General features: G+C 59.2%; 3 protein-coding genes and 1 pseudogene. All 4 read left to right on the top strand.

The features are described 5' to 3' along the window. Positions 1-435 (top strand): annotated as a pseudogene (locus tag ACIOZM_RS31075) (right-handed parallel beta-helix repeat-containing protein); the annotation flags it as partial. Positions 436-445: 10 nt separating this feature from the next. Then, positions 446-1,906, top strand: a complete 1,461-nt coding sequence (locus ACIOZM_RS31070; protein WP_401221379.1) for an alginate O-acetyltransferase — start codon at positions 446-448, stop codon at positions 1,904-1,906. An 8-nt stretch (positions 1,907-1,914) separates the two neighbouring features. Further along, positions 1,915-3,039 carry a mannuronate-specific alginate lyase gene (locus ACIOZM_RS31065; protein WP_401221376.1) on the top strand — a complete coding sequence of 375 codons (1,125 nt, stop codon included), beginning with the start codon at positions 1,915-1,917 and terminating at the stop codon, positions 3,037-3,039. Positions 3,040-3,242: 203 nt separating this feature from the next. Next, positions 3,243-4,808 (top strand): MBOAT family O-acyltransferase, encoded by a 1,566-nt coding sequence (locus tag ACIOZM_RS31060; RefSeq protein ID WP_401221373.1) that lies wholly within the window; start codon positions 3,243-3,245, stop codon positions 4,806-4,808. The last annotated feature ends 9 nt before the right edge of the window (positions 4,809-4,817 follow it).

Here is a 4,817-nt window from a genome sequence, read left to right as displayed (position 1 = left end):
GAGTCCGCCGACAATCTGCTGTGGGGCAACAAGGTCATCAGCAACAAGCGCCACGGCATCCGTATTCGTAACAGCGTGAACATTCGCCTCTACGAAAACATCGCCATGGCCAACGGCCTGACCGGCGTCTACGGCCACATCAAAGACCTGAGCGACACCGACCGTGACATCAAGCTCGACCCGTTCGATGCCCAGGTGTCGCTGATCGTGGTTGGCGGTGAACTGGCGGCCAATGGCAGCGGCCCGCTGTCGATCGATTCGCCCTTGAGCGTCGAGCTGTATCGCGTATCGATGCTGGCGCCGACCAAATCCAGTGGCATCAGCTTCAACGGCATCCTCGGCGAGCGCCAGGATGAAATTCTCGACTTGCTGGTACGCCAGCAGAAAGCCGTGCTGATCGACCCTGTCGAACGCCAGACCGAAATGCGGGACTGAGGATAATTCTATGCACCCACACATGATCAAATTACTCAGCCTGTCGGCCCTGACCCTGGGCGTTCTGGCGGCCAGCAATGGCGCCCGCGCCGATGAAACCAGCGCTGCCACGCCGCCGAAGTTCAGCGCCGAGCCTTGCTGCAACCTGTGCCCCGCTGCGCATGACGCGAAGAATTACACCACGCGTTATCAACAGAACTTCACCACGCTGGTGCAGGCCCAGGGCGACTGGTTGTTCCGGACTCAGGAAGACCTGCGCACCGAATTCAACACCAGCCCGGCCGGCTACAAACGCCTGCAACAGCTGCACGATGCGTTCAAGGCCAAAGGCGTCGAACTGGTGATCGTCTATCAGCCGACCCGTGGCCTGGTGAACCGCAACAAGCTCAACCCGCAAGAAAAAGCCGCGTTCGATTACGAGAAAGCACTGGGCAACTACAAGACCATGCTCGGCCGTTTCGCGCAGATGGGTTACGTGGTTCCGGACCTGTCGCCGCTGACCAACGAATCGCTGCCGGACACTCTGCCCGCCCACGATTTCTACTTCCGTGGCGACCAGCACTGGACGCCATACGGTGCGCAGCGCACGGCGAAAATCGTTGCCGAAAAGGTCAAACAGATCCCGGCCTTCGCCGATATTCCCCAGCGTGAATTCGAGACCAAACGCTCCGGGCGCATGGGCAAGACCGGCACCCTGCACAACATGGCCGGGCAGCTTTGCGGCACCAGTTACGCGATCCAGTACATGGACCAGTTCACCACCGAACCGAAGGGCGAAGCTGGCGACGGCGATCTGTTCGGCGATTCCGGCAACCCGCAAATTACGCTGGTCGGCACCTCGCACAGCGGCAAGAACTACAACTTCGCCGGCTTCCTCGAAGAGGCGATTGGCGCCGACATTCTCAACGTCGCGTTCCCCGGCGGTGGTCTGGAAGGTTCGATGTTGCAGTACCTGGGCAGCGACGAATTCCAGAAGACTCCACCGAAGATTCTTATCTGGGAATTCTCGCCGCTGTATCGCCTCGATCAGGAAACCATCTATCGCCAGATGATGTCTCTTCTCGACAACGGCTGCGAAGGCAAAGACGCACAGATGACCGGCAGCACCACCCTCAAGGCCGGCACCAAACAAGAGTTGTTGGTCAACAGCAAGAACCTGAACCTGCAGAACAGCAGCCATCAGGTCGACATCCGCTTCGCCGACACCTCGGTGAAAACCCTGCAAGCCACCCTCTGGTACATGAACGGTCGCCACGAGGACATCATGATCGAGAAACCGGAAACCTCCGACACCGACGGTCGTTTCGCCTTTGAGCTGCGCACGGACGAAGACTGGGCCTCGCAAAACCTGCTGGCGGTCGAAGTCCAGGGCCCTGAAGCGGGCGCCGCGCCACAGAAAGTCGAAGCGAAAATCTGCAAACGCAACGTATTCCCGGGCGCTGGGCAACAAACCGCTCAGGCCGGGCAATGAGGTCTGCTATGCGAAATCCGAAATTGAAAGCCTTTTTGGCACCCACCCTGTTGAGCCTGGCGATGTTCGCTGGAGCCACTCAGGCCGCCGCGCCACTGCGTCCACCTCAGGGCTACTTTGCGCCTGTGGATAAATTCAAGACTGGCGACAACAGCGAAGGCTGCGATGCGATGCCGGCGCCGTATACCGGTCCGCTGCAATTTCGCAGCAAATACGAAGGCTCGGACAAGGCGCGCTCGACACTGAATGTGCAGTCGGAAAAAGCCTTCCGCGACACCACCAAAGACATCACCACGCTGGAACGCGGCACCGCCAAACGGGTGATGCAGTTCATGCGCGACGGTCGCCCGGAGCAGCTTGATTGCACGCTGAACTGGCTGACCGCGTGGGCCAAGGCTGATGCATTGATGTCGAAAGACTTCAACCACACCGGCAAGTCGATGCGCAAATGGGCGCTGGGCAGCATGGCCTCCTCGTACATTCGCCTGAAGTTCTCCGACTCGCATCCGCTGGCTCAACACCAGCAGGAAGCGCAGTTGATCGAAGCCTGGTTCAGCAAAATGGCCGATCAGGTAGTCAGCGACTGGGACAACCTGCCGCTGGAAAAAACCAACAACCACTCGTACTGGGCCGCATGGTCGGTGATGGCGACCTCTGTCGCGACCAACCGCCGCGACCTGTTCGATTGGGCGGTCAAGGAATACAAAGTCGGCGCCAATCAGGTCGATGCCAACGGTTTCCTGCCCAACGAACTCAAGCGCCAGCAACGCGCCCTCGCCTATCACAACTACGCCCTGCCGCCACTGGCGATGATCGCCAGTTTCGCTCAGGTCAATGGTGTGGATTTGCGTCAGGAAAACAACGGCGCGCTGAAACGTCTGGGTGATCGAGTGTTGTCCGGCGTTAAAGACCCGGATGAGTTCGAAGAGAAAAACGGCAAGAAGCAGGACATGACCGACCTGAAAGAGGACATGAAATTCGCCTGGCTCGAACCGTTCTGCACGCTCTACACCTGCGCGCCGGATGTGCTGGAGAAGAAGCACGGCATGCAGCCGTTCAAGACCTTCCGCCTCGGTGGCGACCTGACCAAGGTCTACGACCCGTCCCACGAAAAGGGCAACAAGGGTTCGTAAGCCAAACCCAAAACCCCTGTAGGAGCTGCCGAAGGCTGCGATCTTTTGATCTGGCCTTTTAAAGATCAAAAGATCGCAGCGTGCCGCAGCTCCTACAGGGGGTCGGCGTCAGGTTTGAGATTTGAGTTGGCCCTCCGGTTTTACGTGGGGGGTTTGGGGGGGCTTTGGCCCTTGACTGTTGGTTCAAACATGGAGAGATCGGGATGGTATTTTCATCCAACGTGTTCCTGTTTCTGTTCTTGCCGATCTTTCTCGGCTTGTACTATCTGAGCGGGCAACGCTATCGCAATCTGCTGCTGCTGATCGCCAGCTACGTGTTCTATGCGTGGTGGCGGGTGGACTTCCTGGCGTTGTTCGCCGCCGTCACCCTGTGGAATTACTGGATCGGCCTCAAGGTCGGCGCCGCTGGCGTCAGAACCAAACCGGCGCAGCGCTGGCTGTTGCTCGGCGTCGCAGTGGATCTGTGCATCCTCGGCTACTTCAAGTACGCCAACTTCGGCGTCGACAGCATCAACGCGATGATGACGTCGGTCGGCCTGGAGCCGTTCATCCTGACTCACGTGCTGTTGCCGATCGGTATCTCGTTCTACATTTTCGAGTCGATCAGCTACATCATCGACGTCTATCGCGGCGACACCCCGGCCACCCGCAACCTGATCGACTTCGCCGCGTTCGTGGCGATCTTCCCGCACTTGATTGCCGGCCCGGTCCTGCGTTTCCGTGACCTCGCCGACCAGTTCAACAACCGCACGCACACCCTCGACAAATTCTCCGAGGGCTGCACGCGGTTCATGCAAGGTTTCATCAAAAAGGTGTTTATCGCCGACACCCTCGCGGTGGTCGCCGACCATTGCTTCGCCCTGCAAAACCCGACCACGGGTGATGCCTGGCTCGGCGCACTGGCCTACACCGCGCAGCTGTATTTCGACTTCTCCGGTTACAGCGACATGGCAATTGGTCTGGGCTTGATGATGGGTTTCCGTTTCATGGAAAACTTCAAACAGCCGTACATCAGCCAGTCGATCACCGAGTTCTGGCGCCGCTGGCACATCAGCCTTTCCACCTGGCTGCGTGACTACCTCTACATCACCCTCGGCGGTAACCGTAAAGGCACGCTGATGACCTATCGCAATCTGTTCCTGACCATGCTCCTCGGCGGTCTGTGGCACGGCGCGAACATCACTTACATCGTCTGGGGCGCCTGGCACGGCATGTGGCTGGCAATTGAAAAAGCGCTGGGCCTGAACACTTCGCCGCGCAGCCTCAACCCGATTCGCTGGGCGCTGACCTTCCTGCTGGTGGTCATGGGCTGGGTGATCTTCCGTGCCGAGAACCTGCACGTTGCCGGGCGCATGTACGGCGCGATGTTCAGCTTCGGCGAGTGGTCGCTGTCAGAACTCAATCAGGCCAGCCTCACCGGTCTGCAAGTGGCAACACTGGTGGTGGCTTACGTGACGCTGGCGTTCTTCGGTCTGCGTGACCTCTACACCAATCAACCGCCGGCCAAGACCAAACCTGAAGTCAACGTCGAGGCCGATGGCCCTGCCACTGCGACCCCGGGAATGATCAAGGCAGCCCCCGGCGAAAACCCGGCGAGCATCCACGAGCCTGGCTACACCGTCGGCGTCGAAGCCCAGGTGCAAGCGGCGTACTGGAGCGCGAACTGGTCACGCTACGTGATGCGCGGCCTGATCCTGCTGCTGTTCATCGCCTCGATTCTCAAACTCTCGGCGCAAAGCTTCTCGCCGTTCCTTTACTTCCAGTTCTGAGGGATCTGA

The organism is Pseudomonas sp. NPDC087346 (assembly GCF_044744235.1).
Taxonomy (GTDB): domain Bacteria; phylum Pseudomonadota; class Gammaproteobacteria; order Pseudomonadales; family Pseudomonadaceae; genus Aquipseudomonas.
The sequence above is the reverse complement of the archived record's forward strand: the minus strand, read 5'-3'. Positions and strand labels throughout refer to the sequence as shown.